We start from the raw sequence: 4,471 nt of genomic DNA, 5'->3' as shown, positions 1-4,471 counted from the left end.
TGGACCTCGCTGTGGTAGGCGGGTTGGTCGCAGCCCGGGCGGGTGCAGCCGCGGTCCAGGGCGTGCAGCATGAGCCGCTGAGCCGGTGAAGCCAGCCGCTTGGCGTGATACAAAGCGAGGGGTTTGGCGTCGTCGAAGACCGCCAGATAGTGATGGGCCTGGGCGGCCATGCGGATCAGATCAGCCATCGGCAGCAGGGACCCGCCGCTGGTGCGGGCCTTACCGGCGCCGGCCTCAAGATCCTTCAACGTGGTGGTGACGATGACAGTCACGGGTAGGCCGCGGTGCTGGCCCAACTCGCCGGAGGCGAACAGTGCCCGGATGGCGGCGATCAGGGCGTCGTGGTTGCGCTGGCCGGTGCTACGGATATCGGAACCCACGCTGTCAGCGCTGTCGGTGTCGGGTGTGCCGGGGGCGGCCAGGGCGGCGAGCAGAGCTTCAAACAACGCGCGCAGTTCGGGGGTGATCAGCCCGCTGATACGGCTCATCCCGTCGTAGTCCTGGTTGCCCAACACGACGCCGCGTTTACGGGCGCGGTCCTCATCCGAGTAGTCCCCGTCGGGGTGCAGGGTGGTCATGAGTTTGCGGGCGTAGGCGGCGACCTGATCGGGGCGAAACTCGCACGCCCGGCCGGCCAGGTCGGCTTCGGCGGCTTCGCGGGTGAAGACATCGACGTGGTGGGGCAGGTTGGCGAAGAACCGGCGGATCACCTTCACATGCGCGTCACCGATCAGACCCCGGCACTGGGCGGCCGCGGTCGCGATCAACAGCGGCGCCAACGGTTGCCCGGTCAACGCCCGCCGCGGACCCAACTCCTCGGCTTCGGCGATGCGCCGGGAGGCTTCGGCTTTGGTGATCCGCAACCGGTCGGCCATCGCGCTCGCCAGGGTGCCGCCGAGTTCTTCGGTGCTCGCGCGTGCCTGCAGTTGGTTGATCAACGCATGGCGCACGGCGCGTTTGCGGCGCTCGTCGCGTTCCAACCGGTCCAGGGCCCGCATCAGCTCAGGTGTGGTGAGCGCGTCAAAGGACAACGCAGACAACCGCTCCGCCTCGGCATCGAGCGCGTCGAAGACCGCCACGATCTCCTCACGCGAACTCGCAACCATAGCCACATGCTATGCGGAGCCACTGACAAGAATTTCGTCACGAAAGTCGCAATCGTCAAGATATGCAACAGCTTTGAGCATAGAACCAATCAACGTCTTGATACGTCTAAGCACGCTTGCGCGTCCGCCCGGGAGAACAGTCGTAGGACTCCCGCTGCCGACCCTCAAAGCTTGTCTCATGCCGGTCGCGCAAGCCGAGTACGCTTCAGGACCTCCGCGCCTGGGTGGCCGCCGAGATCGTCGGTGACCACGTGAGGGTTGCGATCTCTCTGCGACGTCGCCGACGACAAAAGCATAGGTTTTATAGCTAAATGGCACCCCGCCCCCGCACCGGCCAACCCCTTGGTTGACAATCGAGGTACTCAAACTTGTCAAAGGAGACATCCCATGGCTGAAGCAGTCATCGTCGAGGCAGTGCGTTCCCCGATCGGCAAGCGCAACGGCGGCTTGTCCGGCGTTCACCCGGCCGAGCTATCGGCGCAGGTCCTCAACGGATTGGTAACCAAGGCCGGCATCGACCCCGAACTGGTCGACGACGTCATCTGGGGTTGCGTCATGCAGGCCGGCGAGCAGGCCCTCGACATCGGCCGCACCGCGCTGCTGACGGCGGGTTGGCCCGAGACCGTGCCCGGCGTCACCGTGGATCGGCAGTGCGGATCCAGCCAGCAGTCCGTGCACTTCGCGGCGGCCGGCGTGGTGGCCGGTCACTACGACGTGGTGGTTGCCGGCGGTGTGGAGTCGATGTCTCGCACGCCGATGGGCGCGTCGCTGGCCAACGGCGGCCGGCCGTACCCGGAGAACTTCCTGGGCCGTTACGACGGCAAGATTCCTAACCAGGGCATCGGCGCGGAGATGATCGCCGAGCAGTGGGGCTTCTCTCGCTTGGATCTCGATCAGTTCTCCCTCGACTCCCACGAAAAAGCTGCTGCTGCACAGGATTCCGGCGCCTTCGACGACCAGATCGTCGGCATCAAAGACTCCGAGGGCACCGTTGTCCTCAAGGACGAGGGCATCCGCCGCGGCACCCCGATGGAGAAGATGGCCTCCCTGAAGCCGGCCTTCAAAGAGGACGGCGTGATTCACGCCGGCAACTCCTCGCAGATCTCCGACGGCTCGGCGGCACTGCTGTTCATGTCCGCCGAGAAGGCCAAAGAACTCGGCATGAAGCCGATCGCCAAGGTGCACACGGCAACCCTGGCCGGCGCCGACCCGGTGATCATGCTGACCGCGCCCATCCCGGCCACCCAGAAGGTGCTCAAGCGCTCCGGGTTGTCCATCGACGACATCGGCGCCTACGAGGTCAACGAGGCCTTCGCGCCGGTTCCGCTGGCCTGGCTCAAGGACATCGGGGCCGACGAGAAGAAGCTGAACCCTAACGGCGGTGCGATCGCGCTGGGCCACCCGCTCGGCGGCTCCGGTGCCCGCATCATGACCACGCTGCTGTACCACATGCGCGACAAGGGAATTCGTTACGGCCTGCAGACCATGTGCGAGGGTGGTGGCCAGGCCAACGCGACCATCCTGGAGCTGCTGTGACGGAGGCCGGCAACGGCTCCGAAGCCCAGCCGGGCGCGCTCACCGAGCGTCGCGGCAATGTGTTGATCATCACGATCAACCGGCCAGAGGCGCGCAACGCGGTCAACGGCGCCGTCAGCATTGCCGTGGGCAACGCGCTCGACGAGGCGCAGCAGGATCCCGAGGTACGGGCGGTCGTCATCACCGGCGCAGGAGACAAATCCTTCTGCGCCGGTGCCGACCTCAAGGCGATCTCGCGGCGGGAGAACATCTACCACCCGGAGCGCCCGGAGTGGGGCTTCGCCGGTTACGTGCACCACTTCATCGACAAGCCGACCATTGCCGCGGTGAACGGCACCGCACTGGGCGGCGGCACCGAACTGGCGCTGGCCAGTGACCTGGTGGTGGCCGACGAGCGGGCTCAGTTCGGGCTGCCGGAGGTCAAGCGCGGGCTGATCGCCGCCGCCGGCGGGGTGTTCCGGATCGTGGACCAGTTGCCCCGCAAGGTCGCGATGGAGCTGTTGCTGACCGGCGAGCCGCTGACGGCATCCGACGCTGCCGAGTGGGGGCTGATCAACCAGGTGGTCGGCGAGGGTTCGGTGCTGGATGCCGCGCTGGCGCTGGCCGCGCGGGTGACCGGAAACGCCCCGCTGTCGGTGCAGGCCAGCAAACGCATCGCCTATGGCGTCGACGGGGGCGTCATCGCCTCCGAGGAAGCCGGCTGGGAGCGCACCATGCGCGAGATGGCCACGCTGATCCGCTCCGAGGACGCCCGCGAGGGGCCACTGGCCTTCGCCGAGAAGCGCCAGCCGGTCTGGAAGGCGCGTTAACTAGGACGCCAGAATATTGACGCCCCAACGGAATAGGGGCGACAATGTGGCACATGTCGGCACGATGGCGCGGCGAGCCGCGTTCGGTGTGCTGGCCAGCACCAGCCCGCGGGTCAGCAGCCGGTAGTCACGGGTCACGCGGTGCCACGAGCGCTCGTACGACTCCGGTGCGTCGTCGACGATCGCGCGGACCACTGCGGCCGCCTGCTTGACGGCCAGGCTGATGCCTTCGCCGGTCAGCGCGTCCTCGTAGCCAGCAGCGTCGCCCACCAGCAGCACCCGGCCGGCGACGCGGCGCGACACCACCTGCCGCAGCGGGCCGCAACCGCGCGCCTGCCCACGGCTGCCGGCGTCCAAATGCTTTGCCAGCCAAGGAAACCAATTGATGTCCGGTCGCTGCCGGGACAGAATGGCGACTCCGACCAGGTCCGGTTCCACCGGCGTCACGTATGCCTCGCCCAACCGCGACCAGTGCACCTCGACGAACTCCGACCAGGCCGGCACTCGGTAGTGCCAGCGCAACCCATGCCGGCGGGGTGTTCCCGTCATCGCCGGGATACCGACCGCGCGCCGGACCGCCGAGTGCAGTCCATCGGCGCCCACCAGCCACCTGGTGCGCACACCCGCCGCGTTCACCCCGTGAGCGTCCTGCGTGACGGTGGTCACCTTCGTCCGAATCCATTCGGTGTCTTGCTCTTTGGCGCGCGCCGCCAGCGCCGCGTGCAGCGTGGTACGTCGCACCCCGCGCCCGGGACCGGTGCGGAACCGTGCCTCGGCACGCCGGTTCTCGCTGACGTAGGCGATCCCGCGAAACGGCATGCCGGCCGGGTCGACGCCGAGCGAGGTGAGTTCGGCCAGCCCACCGGGCATCAGACCCTCACCGCACGCCTTGTCGATCGGGTTCTCGCGCGGCTCGGCCACCAGCACCGAAAGTCCTTGCCTGCGCGCCTGTAACGGTACCTGCACCACCCGAATTATGTTGCGGTGGTGGTCGAAGGAATCGCGTTGCCGTTGGTGCAC

General features: G+C 67.4%; 4 protein-coding genes. 2 read left to right on the top strand and 2 right to left on the bottom strand.

The genetic code is table 11. The features are described 5' to 3' along the window. The coding region (locus tag A9X01_RS26470) for a 13E12 repeat family protein (RefSeq protein WP_065123542.1) at positions 1–1,106 on the bottom strand (1,106 nt) is incomplete at its 3' end. 387 nt (positions 1,107–1,493) lie between these two features. On the opposite strand from A9X01_RS26470, the gene A9X01_RS26465 reads away from it, so the two are divergent. Then, entirely contained in the window at positions 1,494–2,642 is a 1,149-nt protein-coding gene (locus A9X01_RS26465) for a thiolase family protein (protein WP_065123541.1), read from the top strand. Continuing rightward, positions 2,639–3,451: a crotonase/enoyl-CoA hydratase family protein gene (locus A9X01_RS26460; protein ID WP_065123540.1), complete on the top strand. Its 813-nt coding sequence runs from the start codon at positions 2,639–2,641 to the stop codon at positions 3,449–3,451. The genes A9X01_RS26465 and A9X01_RS26460 overlap by 4 nt, the downstream gene beginning before the upstream one ends. On the opposite strand, the gene A9X01_RS26455 is transcribed toward A9X01_RS26460, so the two are convergent. Beyond that, on the bottom strand, positions 3,452–4,429 hold the full coding sequence (locus tag A9X01_RS26455; protein ID WP_065123543.1) for an NAD(P)/FAD-dependent oxidoreductase: 978 nt from the start codon (positions 4,427–4,429) through the stop codon (positions 3,452–3,454). It lies immediately after the preceding gene. Positions 4,430–4,471: the final 42 nt, after the last annotated feature.

The sequence above is a fragment of the Mycobacterium asiaticum genome (genome assembly GCF_001668675.1).
Lineage (GTDB): Bacteria > Actinomycetota > Actinomycetes > Mycobacteriales > Mycobacteriaceae > Mycobacterium > Mycobacterium asiaticum_D.
Note: the sequence above shows the minus strand (reverse complement) of the source record. Positions and strands in the feature narration are given on the sequence as shown.

Bases quoted from the DNA above. Each gene is read 5' to 3' on its own strand.
- A9X01_RS26465 (WP_065123541.1), top strand. From the start codon at position 1,494: ATGGCTGAAGCAGTCATCGTCGAGGCAGTGCGTTCCCCGATCGGCAAG.